Source organism: Citrobacter sp. KTE151, assembly GCF_000398845.1.
GTDB classification, from domain to species: Bacteria; Pseudomonadota; Gammaproteobacteria; order Enterobacterales; family Enterobacteriaceae; genus Citrobacter; species Citrobacter braakii.
In genome coordinates, this window is the sequence record NZ_KB976064.1 from 788,782 (window position 1) to 807,076 (window position 18,295).

The 18,295-nt window shown below is 52.7% G+C and carries 14 protein-coding genes; 8 read left to right on the top strand and 6 right to left on the bottom strand.

The features are described 5' to 3' along the window. Window positions 1-119: 119 nt before the first annotated feature. Both clpA and clpS read right to left on the bottom strand, forming a co-directional pair. Window positions 120-2,396: an ATP-dependent Clp protease ATP-binding subunit ClpA gene (clpA, locus tag WC7_RS10895; RefSeq protein WP_016153651.1), complete on the bottom strand. Its 2,277-nt coding sequence runs from the start codon at window positions 2,394-2,396 to the stop codon at window positions 120-122. 30 nt (window positions 2,397-2,426) lie between these two features. Further along, complete coding sequence (gene clpS / locus WC7_RS10890) at window positions 2,427-2,747, bottom strand: ATP-dependent Clp protease adapter ClpS (RefSeq protein ID WP_003036810.1); 321 nt, start codon at window positions 2,745-2,747, stop codon at window positions 2,427-2,429. A 323-nt stretch (window positions 2,748-3,070) separates the two neighbouring features. Between clpS and cspD the strand changes: the two genes are divergently transcribed. After that, on the top strand, window positions 3,071-3,295 hold the full coding sequence (cspD, locus tag WC7_RS10885; protein WP_003036813.1) for a cold shock-like protein CspD: 225 nt from the start codon (window positions 3,071-3,073) through the stop codon (window positions 3,293-3,295). 74 nt (window positions 3,296-3,369) lie between these two features. Here the strand turns inward: cspD and macB are convergent, their stop codons facing one another. After that, on the bottom strand, window positions 3,370-5,316 hold the full coding sequence (gene macB, locus WC7_RS10880) for a macrolide ABC transporter ATP-binding protein/permease MacB (protein ID WP_016153652.1): 1,947 nt from the start codon (window positions 5,314-5,316) through the stop codon (window positions 3,370-3,372). Then, window positions 5,313-6,428, bottom strand: coding sequence for a macrolide transporter subunit MacA (macA, locus tag WC7_RS10875; RefSeq protein WP_016153653.1), 1,116 nt, complete (start codon window positions 6,426-6,428; stop codon window positions 5,313-5,315). The genes macB and macA overlap by 4 nt, the downstream gene beginning before the upstream one ends. A gap of 160 nt (window positions 6,429-6,588) precedes the next feature. Between macA and WC7_RS10870 the strand changes: the two genes are divergently transcribed. After that, entirely contained in the window at window positions 6,589-7,539 is a 951-nt protein-coding gene (locus WC7_RS10870) for a VirK/YbjX family protein (RefSeq protein ID WP_016153654.1), read from the top strand. On the opposite strand, the gene WC7_RS10865 is transcribed toward WC7_RS10870, so the two are convergent. After that, window positions 7,536-9,194, bottom strand: a complete 1,659-nt coding sequence (locus WC7_RS10865) for an ATP-dependent endonuclease (protein WP_016153655.1) — start codon at window positions 9,192-9,194, stop codon at window positions 7,536-7,538. The two genes, WC7_RS10870 and WC7_RS10865, sit on opposite strands and share 4 nt — an antisense overlap. A gap of 372 nt (window positions 9,195-9,566) precedes the next feature. On the opposite strand from WC7_RS10865, the gene aqpZ reads away from it, so the two are divergent. From aqpZ to WC7_RS10840, 5 genes are all read left to right on the top strand, one after another. After that, complete coding sequence (gene aqpZ, locus WC7_RS10860) at window positions 9,567-10,262, top strand: aquaporin Z (protein ID WP_003840208.1); 696 nt, start codon at window positions 9,567-9,569, stop codon at window positions 10,260-10,262. A gap of 142 nt (window positions 10,263-10,404) precedes the next feature. Further along, window positions 10,405-11,304 (top strand): LysO family transporter, encoded by a 900-nt coding sequence (locus WC7_RS10855; protein WP_016153656.1) that lies wholly within the window; start codon window positions 10,405-10,407, stop codon window positions 11,302-11,304. Between the two features lie 155 nt (window positions 11,305-11,459). Then, on the top strand, window positions 11,460-13,112 hold the full coding sequence (gene hcp, locus WC7_RS10850) for a hydroxylamine reductase (RefSeq protein WP_016153657.1): 1,653 nt from the start codon (window positions 11,460-11,462) through the stop codon (window positions 13,110-13,112). 10 nt (window positions 13,113-13,122) lie between these two features. Further along, window positions 13,123-14,091: an NADH oxidoreductase gene (gene hcr, locus WC7_RS10845; protein WP_016153658.1), complete on the top strand. Its 969-nt coding sequence runs from the start codon at window positions 13,123-13,125 to the stop codon at window positions 14,089-14,091. A 201-nt stretch (window positions 14,092-14,292) separates the two neighbouring features. Further along, complete coding sequence (locus WC7_RS10840; RefSeq protein WP_016153659.1) at window positions 14,293-15,909, top strand: FAD-NAD(P)-binding protein; 1,617 nt, start codon at window positions 14,293-14,295, stop codon at window positions 15,907-15,909. 72 nt (window positions 15,910-15,981) lie between these two features. Here the strand turns inward: WC7_RS10840 and WC7_RS10835 are convergent, their stop codons facing one another. Beyond that, the gene (locus WC7_RS10835; RefSeq protein ID WP_016153660.1) at window positions 15,982-16,416 is read right to left on the bottom strand and encodes a DoxX family protein; all 435 of its coding nucleotides are present in this window, start codon (window positions 16,414-16,416) and stop codon (window positions 15,982-15,984) included. Between the two features lie 152 nt (window positions 16,417-16,568). Here WC7_RS10835 and poxB point away from each other — a divergent pair, with 152 nt between their 5' ends. After that, window positions 16,569-18,287, top strand: a complete 1,719-nt coding sequence (poxB, locus tag WC7_RS10830) for a ubiquinone-dependent pyruvate dehydrogenase (protein WP_016153661.1) — start codon at window positions 16,569-16,571, stop codon at window positions 18,285-18,287. Window positions 18,288-18,295 lie beyond the last annotated feature (8 nt).

The following is an 18,295-nucleotide window of genomic DNA, read 5'->3' on the forward strand; positions in this document are numbered from 1 at the left end:
CCTGAAAAACGCCCTTACGCAGGCTTATTTTTTGCCTGCCGTTTACCCCCCTATTCAAATCACGACTTTCAGGCGAAAAAAAACCGGGCATTACGCCCGGTTCATTAGGTGGTTAGATATTAATGTGCTGCTTCTGGCTTGTGCTTTTGCGCACTCTGGAAACCATAGGTCAGCTCATTTTTCTCTTTATCCAGCGCAACGGTCACCTGACCGCCATCCACAAGCGAGCCGAACAGCAGTTCGTTAGCCAATGGTTTTTTCAGGTTATCCTGGACAACGCGCGTCATCGGGCGTGCGCCCATTGCGCGGTCATAGCCCTTCTCAGCCAGCCAGTCACGGGCTTCCTGACTCACTTCCAGAGAGACACCTTTTTGATCCAACTGAACCTGAAGTTCGACGATAAACTTATCAACAACCTGATGAATCACCTCAGTAGAGAGATGATCGAACCAGATAATGTTGTCGAGACGGTTACGGAATTCCGGCGTAAACACTTTTTTGATTTCGCCCATCGCATCAGTACTGTTGTCCTGATGAATCAGCCCAATCGATTTACGCTCGGTTTCACGCACGCCGGCGTTGGTGGTCATGACCAGCACCACGTTGCGGAAATCCGCTTTACGCCCGTTATTGTCGGTCAGCGTACCGTTATCCATCACCTGCAGCAGCAGGTTAAAGACATCCGGATGCGCTTTTTCGATTTCATCCAGCAGCAGTACCGCATGCGGATGCTTAATGACAGCATCCGTCAGCAAACCGCCCTGGTCGAAACCGACATATCCCGGAGGTGCACCAATCAGGCGGCTGACGGTGTGACGTTCCATATACTCGGACATATCAAACCGCAGCAGCTCAATACCCAGCGCTTTGGACAACTGCACCGTGACTTCGGTCTTACCAACGCCAGTCGGTCCGGCAAACAGGAACGAACCGACAGGTTTATGCTCGTGTCCCAGACCAGCACGGCTCATTTTGATCGCTTCAGTCAGCGCCTCAATGGCTTTATCCTGTCCGAATACCAGCATTTTCAGACGGTTGCCCAGGTTTTTCAGCGTATCGCGATCGCTCTGCGAAACGCTCTTCTCCGGGATCCGCGCAATGCGGGCCACGACGGACTCGATATCCGCCACGTTGACGGTTTTCTTGCGCTTGCTGACCGGCATCAGACGTGCCCGCGCGCCCGCCTCATCGATCACGTCAATCGCTTTGTCCGGCAGATGACGATCGTTAATGTATTTCACCGCCAGTTCGACCGCTGCACGCACCGCTTTGGCGGTGTAGCGAACGTCATGGTGCGCTTCGTATTTCGGCTTCAGACCATTGATGATCTGCACGGTCTCTTCAACCGACGGCTCAGTGATATCGATTTTCTGGAAACGGCGTGCTAGCGCGCGGTCCTTTTCAAAGATATTGCTGAATTCCTGATAGGTTGTGGAGCCTATCACACGGATTTTACCGCTGGAGAGCAACGGTTTGATCAGGTTAGCCGCATCTACCTGGCCGCCCGATGCCGCACCCGCGCCGATAATGGTGTGGATCTCATCGATAAACAGAATGCTGTTAGTATCCTGTTCCAGTTGTTTCAGCAGCGCCTTAAAGCGTTTTTCAAAATCGCCACGGTATTTGGTACCCGCCAGCAGCGAGCCGATATCCAGAGAGTAAAGGGTACAATCAGCCATCACTTCCGGCACGTCGCCCTGGACAATACGCCAGGCGAGGCCTTCCGCAATAGCTGTTTTACCGACGCCAGACTCACCCACCAGCAGCGGGTTGTTTTTTCGACGACGGCACAGTACCTGAATGGCGCGTTCCAGCTCTTTGTCCCGGCCAATGAGCGGATCAATTCCGCCCACACGGGCAAGCTGGTTAAGGTTAGTCGTGAAGTTCTCCATACGGTCCTCCCCGCCAGCTTGCTCTTCGTTATTCGGCTGATTACCAGAGTCAGAGGACTGACTTGGTTCGTCTTTGCGCGTGCCATGAGAAATAAAATTCACCACATCAAGGCGGCTCACTTCATGCTTACGCAGCAGATAAGCCGCCTGAGATTCCTGCTCGCTGAAGATGGCGACCAGCACATTAGCACCGGTAACTTCATTGCGCCCGGAGGACTGAACATGAAAGACCGCGCGTTGCAACACACGCTGAAAACTCAACGTTGGCTGCGTGTCGCGCTCTTCTTCACTGGCAGGCAATACGGGTGTGGTTTGTTCAATGAAGGCTTCGAGTTCCTGACGCAGCGCCACCAGATCCACAGAACACGCTTCCAGCGCTTCGCGGGCCGATGGGTTACTGAGCAATGCCAGTAGCAAGTGCTCGACGGTCATAAACTCATGTCGGTGCTCGCGCGCTCTGGCGAAAGCCATGTTTAAACTGAGCTCCAGTTCTTGATTGAGCATAGGCACCTCCCCCAATATTTATGCCTGCATTTAGGCTTTTTCTAGCGTACACAGCAACGGATGCTCGTTCTCCCTCGCATACTTGTTCACCATCGCAACTTTGGTTTCAGCCACTTCGGCAGTGAATACGCCGCAAATCGCTTTACCTTGATAGTGAACGGCAAGCATCAGTTGCGTTGCACGTTCTACATCATAAGAAAAGAATTTTTGTAACACGTCAATAACAAACTCCATCGGAGTGTAATCATCATTGACTAATATCACTTTATACATAGATGGCGGTTTTAGCGCGTCGCGCAATTTATCTTCCGCCAGCAGATCGAAATCCAGCCAGTCGTTAGTCTTACCCATTGTCAGTCGTCATCTTCAGTTACGGTTTCCGGCAGAAAATCTTGCCGCTGACAAGCAGCCTATGCGCACAATCAATCTACCTCAAGTATTAGATAACTATCATCTATTAGTGCCATCCGCGACATCTGTCACATAACCGACAATAGCGTTAACTGCTTCAAATTTTGATGCATTTTTACCCTATTCCGTCAGCCTGGCGCTTGACGCCTCGCCTGATTTCTCTAAATTGTAGTTTCGAGAGTTGGCGAGGTTTTGAACAGCCCCCACTCCGCCACCGGTTCATTCCATCTTACTTATATAAGATTTACGAAGGATGTCGAAGCATGGAAACGGGTACTGTTAAGTGGTTCAACAACGCCAAAGGGTTTGGTTTCATCTGCCCCGAAGGCGGCGGCGAAGATATTTTCGCCCATTACTCCACCATTCAGATGGATGGTTACAGAACGCTAAAAGCCGGACAGTCTGTCCAGTTTGATGTCCACCAGGGGCCAAAAGGCAATCATGCCAGTGTCATCGTGCCTGTCATTGAAGCAGAAGCTGTCGCATAGCTCTTCTGTTTCATTGTGTACATCCCGCAGTCAAAATGCCAGCCTTTGCGGCTGGCATTTTTATCTCGATAGTATTATTCCCGCGCCAGAGCATCTACCGGATCCAGCCGCGCCGCATTTCGCGCCGGTAGCCAGCCAAACAAAATCCCGGTCGCAGTCGAACACAGAAACGCCGTCAATAAGGCTACGGGTGAGAAACCTATTTCCCAGCCAGGCAGGAATAGCTGAAGCGTAAAGGCGATCAGCATCGACAAGCTAATGCCCAACGCGCCGCCAACCAGACACACCAGCACCGCTTCGATTAAGAACTGCTGCAGTACGTCACTGGCGCGGGCGCCAACCGCCATACGAATACCAATCTCGCGCGTTCGTTCGGTTACCGAAACCAGCATAATATTCATCACACCAATTCCACCGACCACCAGCGAAATCACGGCCACCAGCGTCAGGAAGAGTTGTAATGTACGTGTGGTCTTTTCGGCGGTTTTCAAGACACCGTCCATATTCCAGGTGAAGAAATCCTTCTTACCGTGGCGTAACGTCAGTAGTCGGGTGAGCTGCTGCTCGGCCTGGGCACTATCAAAACCGTCTTTCACCCGCACGGTGATCGAGTTCAGCCACGACTGCCCCATAATTCGCCCGGACATGGTGCTGTAAGGCAGCCAGACCCGCAGGATCTTGCTACTGCCAAACATCGACTGTTTCTCTTCTGCAACACCAATTACCGTGGCAGGCATATTCCCCACCAGCACGACTTCGCCGACAACTTTCGCTTTGTTGGGGAACAATTGACGACGGGTATTGCTGTCGAGCACCACCACCTGAGCGCGACCCGCCAGTTGTTCAGCGTTAAAAGTGGTCCCTTCGCTAAACGTCATGCCATAGACGTTGAAATAGTCGCCGCTAACGCCATTAGCACTGGCTGCCACGTCGATATTGCCATAGCGTAGCCGCAGGTTTTTCGACACCGCAGGCGTCACCGAACTGACCCAGGGCTGCTTCTGTAACGCCGTTAAATCGTCATACTTCAGCGCCTGTTGATATTGTGGGTCGTCGTCGCCGAAATCTTTGCCAGGATAGATATCGATGGTATTGGTGCCAATAGCGCGAATATCTGCCAGCACCAGCTGTTTAGCCGCATCGCCTACCACCACAATCGACACCACCGAAGCAATACCGATGATGATCCCAAGCATGGTCAGAAGCGTTCGCATTTTATTCGCAGCCATTGCTAGCCAGGCCATAGTGAGCGCTTCGCGAAAACCGCTGACAAACTGCCCCCAGCCGGACGCCGTTTTCACCGTCGGCTCCGCGATATCGCGCCCGGTAGAGGGTTTGTGCGACGGCGGATTTCGCACAATCTCGCCGTCACGAATTTCAATGACACGTTCGGCCTGTGCGGCAACCTGGCTGTCGTGAGTGACGATAATCACCGTATGCCCGCGATCGCGCAGCTGATGCAAAATCGCCATCACCTCTTCGCCTGAATGGCTGTCCAGCGCGCCGGTGGGTTCGTCGGCGAGGATAACCTGTCCCCCGTTCATCAGCGCACGCGCAATACTGACCCGCTGCTGCTGACCACCGGAAAGCTGGGAAGGCTGATAGTCAACTCTGTCGCCCAGACCCAGTCGCTGCAGGAGTTCTTGCGCACGGGCCAGGCGCTGCTTACGTTCGGTGCCAGCGTAGACCGCAGGCACCTCAACGTTTTGCGCGGCGGTTAAATGCGACAACAAATGATAACGCTGGAAGATAAAACCGAAATGTTCGCGACGCAGCTGGGCTAACGCATCGCTATCCAGCGTGGAGACATCGCGCCCGGCAACCCGATATGTACCGCTGGTGGGTTTATCCAGACAGCCGAGAATATTCATGAGCGTCGATTTACCCGAGCCAGACGCCCCGACAATCGCTACCATTTCCCCGGCCTGAATGCTCAAGGATACGTCCTTCAATACCTCGACCTGACCTTCGCCTGACGGATAGCTGCGGCGGATATTGCTCAGTTCAAGCAATGCCGTCATTTTGGCGCTCCAGCGTTGCCCTCACCGGTGATGACTTCATCCCCCTCTTCCAGCCCTTTCACGATCTCCACATCGGTGTCATTACGCGCGCCGATAACCACTTCGCGTTCACGGGTTTCGCCGTTACGCAGCAGCCTGACGTTATAACGATTGTTGCCAATAGGATCGCCCAGCGCCGACAGCGGGATCGTCAGGACATTTTTCACATCCGTGAGCTGGATATGGACCTGCGCGGTCATATCCAGACGCAGGATCCCTTTCGGGTTGGGAACTTCGAAGCGAGCATAGTAGAAAATCGCATCATTCACTTTCTCTGGCGTCGGAAGAACATCTTTGAGCTTACCTTCGTAGCGCGTCTGAGGATCGCCCAGTACGGTAAACCAGGCCTTTTGCCCGGGATGCAGGTGAATCACATCCGCCTCGGAAACCTGCGCTTTCACCAGCATGGTGCTCATATCTGCCAATGTCAGAATGTTAGGCGCCTGCTGGGCAGCAATAACGGTTTGCCCCTGAAGGGTAGTAATTTGCGTGACTTCGCCTGCCATTGGCGCGACGATGCGGGTGTAATCAAGGTTGGTTTTTGCCGTATCGAGAGAGGCCTGATTACGCTTAATTTGCGCATCAATTGTGCCGATTTGCGCCTGTTTGACCGCCATCTGAGTAGCCGCCGTGTCGAGATCCTGCTGCGAGACAGCCAGGGTTTTCGCCAGCTGTTGCTGACGGGAAAGCGTTACCCGCGCCAGCTTCCACTCTGCTTCAGCCTGTAAACGCTGAGCGCGTAATTCCATCAGCGTCGCTTCAACCTCTTTAATCTGGTTTTGCGCCTGTTCAGGATCGATAACGCCAAGCAGTTGATCTTTTTTTACTTTGTCGCCAATCGCGACCGACAGCGTTTTTAATTGCCCGCTTACCTGCGCCCCGACGTCAACTTTACGCAACGCATCCAGTTTGCCGGTTGCCAGTACGCTTTGCTGCAGATCGCCCGGACGAACAATTAACGTTTGATACTGAGGTAAAGGCGCATTAAGCGTTCGCCAAAGTGCAATTATCGCCACAATAATGATGATGGCGAAGAGAAAATAGCGCTTTTTGATTTTTCCCTTGAGCTTCATAAATGTCCCAATTTCCCCCAATACGTCCACCAGAGTGGAGTGGTAAACATCAACGTTAAATAAATAGCCGTTGAAAAACGCAAGAATAACAGAGTTATTGATGAATGGTTAAGATCCGCTGTGTTGAAATTAGTACCAGAGTATCCATCGGATTGTTATTATGAGCCAGCTAACTGACAGCACTTTTCATTCTTCAAAACCCGCCACAAGTTTTAGCCTCTTTTGTAGCCTGATGACCGGACATTGGCGCCCTGGAAAATTTTGGCATCAGCGTAGCTTCCGTCGTAAGTTTTTGTTGCGCTCAGCGCTTATGCCACGATTAATGCATGAATGGATGACTGAACTGGCGCAATGGCCTGATCTCGATAGCGTACTGGCACGCCAGCCTCGTCTGCCGGTTCGCCTACATCGCGCCTATCTCGCACAAAACCTTGATCGGAAAATGAAACTGGATGCTGTGCGTTTTCATTACAATGCTATCCGCAGCTCTTTTTCAGCCACGGAATATAAAGCTTATTTAAGTGCGGATGGATTACAACTGGCACAAATTGAAGGCAAAAATAGCGAAATATTTAGCGTAATACTGGGCTCATTTATCTCACTGGATAAAGAAGGTGAAAGTACCATTCTGGTACGCAATAGCGCTGGCGAGACTTTAGCGGAAATGACGTTTACGCTGTGCAATTATCAAGGAAGCAGCACACTGTTTATTGGCGGATTACAGGGAGGCAGTCGATTACTGCCACATGAAGAAATTCAAAAAGCGACCAAATCATGCTATGGGATTTTCCCTAAACGTATTGTGATGGAAGTCATTTGCTGTTTTGCAGAACAATTGAATATCAAACAAATTCTGGCTGTCAGCAATGAACAGCATATCTTTCGCAGCCCGCGTTACCACGATAAAAACAAGGTGATACTTTCCGACTACAACGCATTTTGGGAGTCGGTTGGCGGTGAGTGCGACAGTCACGGCTATTACCATATCCCACGCACAATGGCGCGAAAAAGCGAAGCGGACATTGCCAGCAAAAAACGCGCGGAATACCGCCGTCGCTACCAGTTACTGGACAGCATCCACTCGCAGCTGTCGTCGATGTTTCGCAACTAATCCGCTCTGCCGCGTGCCAACCACAGCACGCGGGAAAACATTTTTCGCAGCAGCGTTGGCACCGCGTCAACGCCGCGCCGCCCGGCTTCCATCGCCACCTCAATGGCTAAATCTGGTTTTGACGACCGGTGAATCGCCTTCGAGATAATTTTGCGCATATTCATGGGCACGTTTTCGGGGATTTGCGCCACCCTGTGGAATACGTCAGCGAACCCCTGGCGATACATAAAGTGTTCCATGTCCAGCGCGGGAAGCATGGTTAAATGATCGCGCTCTTCTTCTCTGTCGTTATTCAACAAACTCCGCACCGTAGCGGCATACTTTTTCCCGGCTTCATCACCATCAACCAGAACATGCCACTCGATACCCATCCGGCGGGCGAACTTAACCAGCGGCTTAAGGCCGGACTGGGCAAACTCAATGACTTTGATACCTTCCGCATCAAAGTGGTGCCCACACTGGCGGGCCAGTTCGTTAATGACCCAGGTTTCCGTTTCGCCTTCCACCAGCAGCCAACAGCGGGCAAACAACGACGATGCACGGTTAAAACGAATATGAAAGGCAATACGCCGACCATCTTCTGCGCTGATCCCACCTGGCCCAAGCCGCCAGGCGGCGACGCGGGAGGACTCACGCACCAGGCGGACAACATGTTCCACGGGGGTGAGGGACAGTAACTCACCTGAGTTGGTGGTCGCCACCCGTTGCAGTGGAAGCAAATTCAGCAGGTGCCAGGCAACCGACAGCATAATCGGATGTAAACGCGTTTCAGGATCTTCTACCAACAGTAACGGCCGGGCGTCTTTATCCAGCCTCAGCGTACCTTTGGCCTGTAACAGCGTCGAAAACAGTCCCAACAGGATCACGCGGTGCGTGCGTCCGCCCGGTCTATCAATCATACGGTTGATAATATCCAGATAGCGCCAGCTACGTTGTTCATTATTGGAACGTCGACGCATCAGACGATAGCGGGACTGACTGGAACCCTGCTCAGAAAAATAGTGTTCCAATAGCTGTACCATGGCCGATAACCCCTGACGTATCTGCCCATCTGTCAGGTTTTGCGGTCGGGTAGCCAGTTCACGTGCCAGAAAATCCAGTTGCCGCGCGGTCACTTCGACATCCGCCGAATCCGGCACCGTACCGTTACGGATCCGTCGCATAAAACGCGCGTCGCGCAGGCGCAGTACTGGCATCAAACGCACGAGGTGCCGCGCCTGATCGTTAATGTCGTCGAGGGGAAGCTGATGGCCCTCGCCATCCAGAAAACTGCGTAACGTCAGAACGCTACCGTCGTCCGCACATTCACCTTCCAGCCGATAGAAAATACGGTGATAGCCATCCTGACACAGCGTCCAGCTGGCTTCCAGAGGACGATACCTGCGCACGCGGTGGCGACCCGGTTGAGACTCACGAAACGTCAGGATGATATGCAGATGATGTTCCCGGCCTTGAATATCGCCCGGCGGGAACCAGAAATCTTCGCGGTCAAAGTGGTACAAATCAGTTTCCGGCGACAGCAACAGGGTTAAAGCATCCAGCAGACTGGACTTACCCCACGCGTTCTCCCCAATCAGCACGTTGCTTTGCTCCAGCATCAACGACAGACGGTTAATACCACGAAATCCAACAATCTCAACGCGTTCGAGAATCATATAGCCTCCGGAAATGCTAACTTTTTCCTTCAAGTTATCAGGAGTATAACGGCAAGCGGGCGCTCAAGACACCCGATATGATCAGGAGGTTAGTCGCAGAAATCAAAAAATATAAGAATATTCTTCTTATGTTTTCCCCGGAATATTATTTCAGAACTCAATCATCGCCGTTTTGCTAATTGAACTATGCTTCATTCATCCAATATTCAAAAAGGAATCACAACATATTGCCTTAAATCAAATTTTTTCATCAATTTAACTGGCGAAGGGATGATGTTTTTTTCTAAAATACCGGCTCTTTCATCATCGTCCCTTTTAGCGATGAATTACCGGGTAAGGAACACGAACCCGGAACTTTTAATTGAGGTGGTTATGTTCAGGAAATTAGCAGCCGAATTCTTCGGTACGTTTTGGCTCGTCTTTGGTGGGTGCGGTAGCGCAGTTCTGGCCGCAGCATTCCCGGAGTTGGGTATTGGATTTGCCGGTGTCGCGCTGGCATTTGGTTTGACCGTATTAACCATGGCATTCGCCGTAGGTCATATTTCCGGCGGACACTTTAACCCGGCGGTGACCTTCGGTTTATGGGCGGGCGGTCGCTTCCCGGCAAAAGACGTTATCGGTTATGTTATCGCTCAGGTTGTGGGCGGTATTGTTGCAGCAGCGGCACTGTATCTTATTGCCAGCGGTAAAGCTGGTTTTGACGCAACTGCCAGTGGTTTTGCCTCGAACGGCTTTGGTGAACATTCTCCTGGCGGCTATTCAATGCTTTCTGCCGTCGTAATTGAAATTATTTTGACCGCTGGTTTCTTATTAGTGATCCACGGCGCGACCGATAAACATGCTCCGGCTGGTTTTGCACCCATTGCGATTGGTCTGGCGTTAACCTTGATCCACTTGATCAGTATTCCGGTTACCAACACCTCCGTTAACCCGGCACGTAGTACTGCTGTAGCCATCTTCCAGGGCGGCTGGGCATTGCAGCAATTGTGGTTCTTCTGGGTTATGCCGATTATCGGTGGGGTCCTCGGCGGTCTTATTTACCGCACTCTGCTGGAAAAACGCGATTAATCGATAACAAAAAAGGCCTGGCGCAAGTCAGGTCTTTTTTTCCCCGCTATATTTCCTTTTATTTGCAACTTTACTCCCTTCTTTGCATTGAGTAGTGTGTGCTGGCGCATTTCGTCTTACTCTCAGCAAGGATCTGGTTTTCATGTTTTCAGGGCTGTTAATCATTCTGGTTCCCCTTATTGTGGGCTACCTTATTCCACTTCGGCACAGGGCTGCATTAAAACTCATCAATCGCCTGTTGAGCTGGATCGTCTACCTTATTCTCTTTTTTATGGGTATCAGCCTGGCGTTTCTGGATAATCTCGCCAGCAACCTGTTAGCCATTCTTCATTATTCTGCGGTCAGCGTGACGGTCATTTTGCTGTGTAATATCGCGGCGCTGTTCTGGCTGGAGCGTTCACTGCCCTGGCGACATAACCACAAGCAAGAAAAGCTACCCTCGCGAATTGCGATGGCGCTTGAGTCGCTCCAGCTTTGTGGCGTCGTCGTCGTGGGTTTTCTGCTCGGCCTCACCGGTCTTCCTATTCTGCAGCACGCCACCGAAGCCAGCGAATATACGTTAATCTTTTTACTGTTCCTGGTCGGGATTCAACTGCGCAACAGCGGTATGACCTTAAAGCAAATTGTGCTGAATCGCCGGGGGATGATTGTTGCGGTGGTCGTCGTCGCCAGTTCGATGCTGGCGGGGGTTATCAATGCGTTGATCCTCGGCCTGCCGCTGAAAACCGCGCTGGCGATGGCATCAGGTTTTGGCTGGTATTCCCTGTCCGGTATTCTGTTAACCGAATCGTTCGGGCCGGTGATTGGTAGCGCCGCCTTCTTTAATGACCTGGCCCGCGAACTGATTGCCATTATGTTGATTCCTGGAATGGTGGGCCGCAGTCGCTCAACCGCGCTGGGGCTATGTGGCGCGACATCAATGGATTTCACCTTACCGGTGCTCCAACGCAGCGGCGGTCTGGAGATGGTTCCGGCAGCCATCGTCCACGGCTTTATTCTGAGTCTGTTAGTGCCTTTGCTGATGGCGTTTTTCTCCGCCTGAAGTCAGGACAAATACCTCTCTGGCGGTAGTCATCTACCGCCAAAATTGCGCTAAATCAATCTCCCTGCAAGTTGTAGCAGAAATCCCTTTTATCCCTTCGCGCACAGGCATAACCTTAAACATGTATATTAAATATAACTTTAAAAGGTGTGACCATGTTTTGTGTGCAATGTGAACAAACCATCCGTACTCCGGCAGGAAACGGCTGCTCTTACGCGCAGGGTATGTGCGGTAAAACGGCTGAAACCTCCGATTTGCAGGATCTGCTGATTGCTTCCCTACAAGGTCTGTCTGCATGGGCTGTTAAGGCACGTGAATACGGCATCATCGACCATGAGGTTGATAACTTTGCGCCGCGTGCATTCTTCTCCACGCTGACCAACGTTAACTTCGATTCTCCGCGTATTGTTGGCTATGCCCGTGAAGCTATCGCCATGCGCGACGCCCTGAAAGCGCAATGCCTGAACATCGACGCGAACGCAGCGGTCGCTAACCCGATGGCCGATCTGCAACTGGTCAGCGACGATCTGGGCGACCTGCAACGTCAGGCCGCTGAATTTACCCCGAACAAAGACAAAGCAGCCATCGGCGAGAACATTCTCGGCCTGCGTCTGCTGTGCCTGTACGGCCTGAAAGGTGCGGCAGCTTACATGGAGCACGCGCACGTTCTCGGTCAGTACGACAACGACATCTACGCTCAGTACCACAAAATCATGGCATGGCTGGGAACCTGGCCTTCCGATATGAACGCTCTGCTGGAGTGCTCAATGGAAATCGGCCAGATGAACTTCAAAGTGATGAGCATTCTGGATGCTGGCGAAACCACTAAATACGGCCACCCGACGCCAACTCAGGTCAACGTCAAAGCAACCGAAGGTAAGTGCATCCTGATCTCCGGTCACGACCTGAAAGATCTGTACAACCTGCTGGAGCAGACCGAAGGTACCGGCGTTAACGTCTATACCCACGGTGAAATGCTGCCGGCGCACGGCTACCCGGAACTGCGTAAGTTCAAACACCTGATCGGTAACTACGGCAGCGGCTGGCAGAATCAGCAGGTTGAATTTGCCCGCTTCCCGGGCCCAATCGTAATGACCTCTAACTGCATCATCGACCCAACCGTTGGCGCCTACGATGACCGTATCTGGACTCGTAGCATCGTCGGTTGGCCGGGTGTAAGCCACCTCGAAGGCGACAACTTCGCTCCGGTAATTGCTCAGGCTCAGCAGATGGCGGGCTTCCCGTACAGCGAAATTCCGCACCTGATCACCGTTGGTTTCGGTCGTCAGACTCTGCTGGGCGCGGCTGATACCCTGATCGACCTGGTAAGCCGCGAAAAACTGCGTCACATCTTCCTGGTTGGCGGTTGTGATGGCGCGCGTGGCGAACGTAACTACTTCACCGACTTCGCCACCAGCGTGCCGGACGACTGCCTGATCCTGACCCTGGCGTGCGGTAAATACCGTTTCAACAAACTGGAGTTCGGCGATATCGAAGGTCTGCCGCGTCTGGTCGATGCAGGACAGTGTAACGATGCATACTCTGCCATCATCCTGGCGGTAACCCTGGCTGAGAAACTGGGCTGTGGCGTGAACGATCTGCCGCTGTCTCTGGTGCTCTCCTGGTTCGAACAGAAAGCGATTGTCATTCTGCTGACCCTGCTGTCTCTGGGCGTGAAAAACATCGTCACTGGCCCGACTGCGCCTGGCTTCTTCACGCCGGACCTGCTGGCAGTTCTCAACGAGAAGTTCGGTCTTCGTTCCGTGACCACCGTTGAAGAAGACATGAAGCAACTGCTGAGCGCGTAAGGAGTAAAGAATGACAATGCCAACTCATCAGTGCCCATGGCGGATGCAGGTTCATCACATCCATCAGGAAACGCCGGATGTATGGACAATTTCGTTGCTGTGCCACGACTATTATCCGTACCGCGCCGGGCAGTATGCACTGGTCAGCGTACGTAATTCAGCGGACACGCTGCGTGCTTACACCCTCTCTTCAACGCCGGGCGTTAGCGAATACATCACGCTGACCATCCGCCGCATTGACGATGGCGCAGGCTCACAGTGGTTAACCCGCGACGTGAAGCGCGGCGACTATATCTGGCTGTCCGATGCAATGGGTGAATTCACCTGTGAAGATAAAGCGGAAGACAGGTTCCTGATGCTGGCCGCTGGCTGTGGCGTCACGCCAATCATGTCAATGCGTCGCTGGTTGGCAAAATACCGCCCACAGGCAGATGTGCAGGTGATCTTTAACGTCCGTTCACCGCAAGATGTCATTTTTGCCGACGAATGGCGCGAGTATCCGGTGACCTTAGTTGCTGAAAACAATGCCACTGACGGTTTTGTTTCCGGCCGACTGACCACCGAACTGCTGCAAAGCGTACCGGACCTGGCTTCGCGCACCGTGATGACCTGCGGCCCGGCTCCGTATATGGATCTGGTCGAGAAAGAAGTCAACGCGCTGGGCGTGACACGCTTCTTTAAAGAGCAGTTCTTCACCCCGGTAGCTGAAGCCGCCACCAGCGGTCTGAAGTTCACCAAACTGCAGCCGGCAAAAGAGTTTTATGCGCCGGTAGGCAGTACGCTGCTGGAAGCGCTGGAAAGCAATAAAGTGCCGGTTGTCGCCGCATGCCGTGCGGGCGTTTGCGGCTGCTGCAAAACCAAAGTGGTTGACGGTAACTACACGGTCAGCAGCACCATGACGCTGACCGACGCAGAAATTGCTGAAGGTTATGTGCTGGCTTGCTCCTGTCATCCGCAGGGTGATTTAGTGCTGGCGTAATTGGCCGATATCTGATGTACAAAAGGCTACCCGGTTATATCGGGTGGCCTTTTTTTATGCTGTCAGACGCTGCAAAATTCCTATTTTTTCCCCCTCCCAGGCAAAATACCGTCTTCCTCTCGCGAATTATCGACCACACTTACCTGGCACAGGTTAAGCAAAACCCCGACTACCACGTCGAACTTTCTACAAAGGATCCCCATGAAAAAAGTGGCCATCGTCGGCGTAGGTCCCACCGGAATTTATACGTTTCATGCCCTCGTTGAGCGCGGTGAACCGCTGGAGATACAGCTTTATGAGCAAGCTGAGGAAGCTGGCGTAGGCATGCCTTATAACAGCGACAACAACGCAGACCACATGCTGGCCAATATAGCCAGCATTGAGATCCCGCCGATTTATATCAGTTATCTGACGTGGCTACAGAATCAAAGCGATGAATACCTGGCGCAGTTTCGGCTTGAACGTACATCTTTGCATGAGCGGCAATTTTTGCCCCGGGTGATCCTCGGCGACTATTATCGCGATCGTTTTTTAGCCATCGTCGATAAAGCGCAAAGATCCGGGTTCACAATTCGCGTATATGAATCAAGTAAAGTCACCGACCTGCAAGCAAACCCGACTGGGGTCTCCCTGTGGATCAATCACGCGTCACAGCCCGTCGAAGTGGATTTCGCCGCTATCGCCAGCGGTCATCTGTGGCCAGAAACTGATGCTCAGGCACGCAAGTTTTTCCCCAGTCCGTGGACCGGCCTGATGGAGGCGCAGATTAGCGCTTGCAGGGTGGGTATTCTGGGCACCTCGCTAAGCGCTATCGACGCGGCGATGGCCGTGGTCAGTCAGCATGGTAACTTCACCACCAATACCGACCATTCACTGCAGTTCACGCGTAAACCCGACAGCCAAAACCTGAAGCTGACCCTGATGTCGCGCAGCGGTGTGCTGCCTGAAGCGGATTTTTACTGCCCTCTTCCCTATGAACCGCTGAATATCGTGACGAAAGAAGCGATTGAAAACGCCATTGCCGAGGGCCAAAACGGATTACTGGACCGCATCTTCCGGCTTATTGTGCAACAACTGCAAGACGCGGCCCCAGGGTGGTGCCAACAGGTTGCACTTGCAACGCTTAACGCCGACACATTCCCCGAGGTCTATTTTGCCGACAGGCTCAAGCATGACCCTTTTGACTGGGCGAGGCGTAACCTGGTGGAGGTTGAGCGCAACAAGCAGGAACAACATACCGTCGCCTGGCGCTATACCTTATTGCGCCTCCATGAGGTTATTGAAGAGATCGTTCCTCATCTTGATGCTCGCGACGAAAAACGTTTCAGGCACGGACTGGCGCGCGTCTTTATTGATAACTATGCGGCAATCCCGTCTGAATCTATCCGCCGATTGCTGGCTCTGCACGATGCCGGGCTGATTGAGATCCTCGCACTCGGCAAAGATTATGAGCGTACGAATGAGCAGGAAAGGACGGTCATTTACCACCACGGTCAACGCAGTGAATTTGATGTATTTATTGACGCCCGAGGACAACGGGCATTGCAGAGCAAAGATATTCCGTTCCCAACGCTACGCGATCAACTGCTGGCCTGTGGCGATGAGATCCCGGATATCGGCGAAGATTACACGCTGCAAGCGCCGGAAAACGCCCGCAACCGCATCGCCTTTGGCGGACTGCCGTGGTTGATGCACGACCGTCCCTTTATTCAGGGGCTGGTGGTTAGCGCTGAAATAGGCGCCGCGATGGCAAAGGCATTGACGCAACGTGCACTGAGACGTCGGCACAAACTGTGGAGCAGTGACGAGATGGATTAGCGGCCAGATTTAATGGCGAGGCGGAGATAGGTTAACGCATTCCCGCCTCTGTCTTGATTCTCGGATGGCAAACTATCGCCAGGCCGAGTTTCCGGCAACGGAGAAACGCCCCGCACCCAAAAATGCCACGGCCAGAGAGCCGATGAAGAAATACACCAGACTTTCAATTGCCCATGCGCCGGTTTTATCCAGTGACCAGGTTTCACCCATCCCGACCATCAGCCATGCCACCACCATCGTAAACGCCAACCCCAACGCCGCCGGACGCGTCAGGATCCCAAGAATAATCAGACACGGTGCCACAACCTCTCCCAGCAGAACGCCATACGCAATAAAGCCAGGGAAACCTTTCGCTATCAGCATGCCACTGATGCCATCAATACCCGCGAACAGTTTATGCAGCCCATGAAACAGCATTAATCCCCCCACGGCAATACGTAACAAAAACTTGCCAAAATCTTCATGAGTCAGTACCCGGTTAACTGTATTTAATATTTTTATAACCATTTGAATTTATTCCTTGTTTCACCATATCCAATAACAAACTACGCTTAATACAGGCTTAATGAAACCTGCCGGAAATAAGAGGTAATGATAAGCATAACTATTATCTTCATCTAAACTTGTAACCGGTATCACATTAAAGGAGAAGGAAAACCATGAAACAAACGGTTGCCGCTTTTATTGCTAAAACACTCGAACAAGCTGGCGTTAAACGCATTTGGGGTGTGACGGGTGACTCGCTAAATGGCCTTAGTGACAGTCTGAATCGTATGGGAACGATTGACTGGATGCCAACCCGTCATGAAGAGGTTGCGGCCTTCGCCGCGGGAGCTGAAGCGCAGTTGACGGGAGAACTGGCCGTCTGCGCAGGCTCGTGTGGACCAGGCAACCTGCACCTGATTAACGGCCTGTTTGATTGCCACCGCAACCACGTCCCAGTGCTGGCAATTGCTGCACACATTCCATCCAGTGAGATAGGCAGCGGTTATTTTCAGGAGACCCACCCGCAAGAGTTGTTTCGCGAATGTAGCCACTATTGCGAGCTGGTTTCCAGCCCTGAGCAGATCCCACAGGTGCTGGCAATTGCCATGCGTAAAGCGGTACTCAACCGCGGCGTCTCCGTGGTGGTATTACCCGGCGACGTTGCGCTGAAGCCAGCACCAGAAAGCGCCAGCACTCACTGGTATCATGCGCCGCTCCCGGTGGTCACTCCGGAAGAAGAAGAGCTCAGAAAACTAGCGCAACTGCTACGCTACTCCAGTAATATCGCCCTGATGTGCGGCAGTGGCTGCGCCGGTGCGCATAAAGAACTGGTTGAGTTTGCTGCTAAAATAAAAGCGCCGATTGTGCACGCCCTGCGTGGTAAAGAGCATGTTGAGTACGACAACCCTTACGACGTGGGCATGACCGGGCTGATCGGCTTTTCATCCGGCTTCCATACCATGATGAATGCCGACACGCTGATCCTGCTCGGTACCCAGTTCCCCTATCGCCCGTTCTACCCCACCGACGCCAAGATTATTCAGATCGATATCAATCCGGCAAGCATTGGCGCGCACAGTAAAGTTGATATGGCGCTGGTAGGCGATATTAAATCCACACTCCGCACCCTGCTGCCGCTGATGGAAGAAAAAACCGATCGGCAGTTCCTGGATAAAGCGCTGGAACACTATCGTGAGGCGCGTAAAGGGCTGGATGATTTAGCCAAACCCAGCGATAAAGCCATTCATCCGCAGTATCTGGCGCAGCAGATCAGCCACTTTGCCGCTGACGACGCCATCTTCACCTGCGACGTTGGCACGCCAACGGTGTGGGCAGCACGTTATCTGAAAATGAACGGTAAACGCCGTCTGATCGGTTCGTTTAACCACGGGTCGATGGCCAATGCCATGCCCCAGGCGCTCGGCGCGCAAGCGACCGAACCGGGACGTCAGGTTGTCGCAATGTGCGGTGACGGCGGTTTTAGCATGCTGATGGGCGACTTTCTGTCGGTTGTGCAAATGAAGCTGCCGGTGAAGATTATTGTCTTCAACAACAGCGTGTTGGGGTTTGTGGCGATGGAGATGAAAGCTGGCGGTTATCTGACCGACGGCACCGAACTGCACGATACAAATTTCGCTCGGATTGCCGAGGCTTGCGGCATCACGGGCATTCGCGTGGAGAAATCCTCAGAGGTTGATGAAGCGCTGCAAAGGGCGATGTCGATTGACGGTCCGGTGCTGGTCGATGTGGTCGTCGCGAAAGAAGAACTGGCGATCCCGCCGCAGATCAAACTCGAACAAGCTAAAGGTTTTAGCCTGTATATGCTGCGCGCAATCATCAGCGGGCGCGGTGATGAAGTGATCGAACTGGCGAAAACTAACTGGCTCAGGTAAAACAGAGG

Excerpts from the sequence above, each read along its gene's own strand:
- clpA (WP_016153651.1), bottom strand. The coding sequence starts at position 2,396 with ATGCTCAATCAAGAACTGGAGCTCAGTTTAAACATGGCTTTCGCCAGA.
- clpS (WP_003036810.1), bottom strand. The coding sequence starts at position 2,747 with ATGGGTAAGACTAACGACTGGCTGGATTTCGATCTGCTGGCGGAAGAT.
- cspD (WP_003036813.1), top strand. The coding sequence starts at position 3,071 with ATGGAAACGGGTACTGTTAAGTGGTTCAACAACGCCAAAGGGTTTGGT.
- macB (WP_016153652.1), bottom strand. The coding sequence starts at position 5,316 with ATGACGGCATTGCTTGAACTGAGCAATATCCGCCGCAGCTATCCGTCA.
- macA (WP_016153653.1), bottom strand. The coding sequence starts at position 6,428 with ATGAAGCTCAAGGGAAAAATCAAAAAGCGCTATTTTCTCTTCGCCATC.
- WC7_RS10870 (WP_016153654.1), top strand. The coding sequence starts at position 6,589 with ATGAGCCAGCTAACTGACAGCACTTTTCATTCTTCAAAACCCGCCACA.
- WC7_RS10865 (WP_016153655.1), bottom strand. The coding sequence starts at position 9,194 with ATGATTCTCGAACGCGTTGAGATTGTTGGATTTCGTGGTATTAACCGT.
- aqpZ (WP_003840208.1), top strand. The coding sequence starts at position 9,567 with ATGTTCAGGAAATTAGCAGCCGAATTCTTCGGTACGTTTTGGCTCGTC.
- WC7_RS10855 (WP_016153656.1), top strand. The coding sequence starts at position 10,405 with ATGTTTTCAGGGCTGTTAATCATTCTGGTTCCCCTTATTGTGGGCTAC.
- hcp (WP_016153657.1), top strand. The coding sequence starts at position 11,460 with ATGTTTTGTGTGCAATGTGAACAAACCATCCGTACTCCGGCAGGAAAC.
- hcr (WP_016153658.1), top strand. The coding sequence starts at position 13,123 with ATGACAATGCCAACTCATCAGTGCCCATGGCGGATGCAGGTTCATCAC.
- WC7_RS10840 (WP_016153659.1), top strand. The coding sequence starts at position 14,293 with ATGAAAAAAGTGGCCATCGTCGGCGTAGGTCCCACCGGAATTTATACG.
- WC7_RS10835 (WP_016153660.1), bottom strand. The coding sequence starts at position 16,416 with ATGGTTATAAAAATATTAAATACAGTTAACCGGGTACTGACTCATGAA.
- poxB (WP_016153661.1), top strand. The coding sequence starts at position 16,569 with ATGAAACAAACGGTTGCCGCTTTTATTGCTAAAACACTCGAACAAGCT.